At 52.3% G+C, this 463-nt stretch carries 2 pseudogenes; one reads left to right on the top strand and one right to left on the bottom strand.

From position 1 onward, the window contains the following. Window positions 1-138: pseudogene (locus ACTHUR_RS20250) on the top strand (peptide chain release factor N(5)-glutamine methyltransferase); the annotation flags it as partial. Between the two features lie 67 nt (window positions 139-205). Here ACTHUR_RS20250 and ACTHUR_RS20245 read toward each other — a convergent pair. Continuing rightward, window positions 206-463, bottom strand: a pseudogene (locus ACTHUR_RS20245) (bifunctional methylenetetrahydrofolate dehydrogenase/methenyltetrahydrofolate cyclohydrolase); the annotation flags it as partial.

Below are 463 nucleotides of genomic sequence, written 5' to 3'. Positions count from 1 at the left end.
CTGCTGGAGCATGGTTACAACCACGGCGCAGCAGCGCGGCATATTTTGACGGCACATGGGTTTGCCGAAGTCCGTACGCAACAAGATTTGGCAGGGCTGGACAGATTGACCTTCGGCATGTTCCGCCATGTTGAATAATGTCTTTAGTGGCTGACAGTGAAACCGCCAATCTGCCAACTGCCGCATCAAGTCAGTTTATAGCGGTTTAATCATGCAGCGTCGCGGCATGCAAAGTATTTTCCAATAAAGTAGCAATCGTCATCGGACCAACTCCGCCGGGTACAGGGGTAATCATACCGGCACGTTCTTTTGCTACATCAAACTCCACATCGCCGCACAAACTGCCGTCTTCCAAACGGTTAATCCCGACATCAATCACCACCGCGCCGGGTTTAATCCACTCCCCTTTGACAAAATTGGGAATCCCGACGCCCACCACCACAATATCGGCAGCCCCGACTTC

The organism is Neisseria sp. P0021.S007 (assembly GCF_051956855.1).
This window is presented reverse-complemented; position numbering and strand designations above follow the sequence as displayed.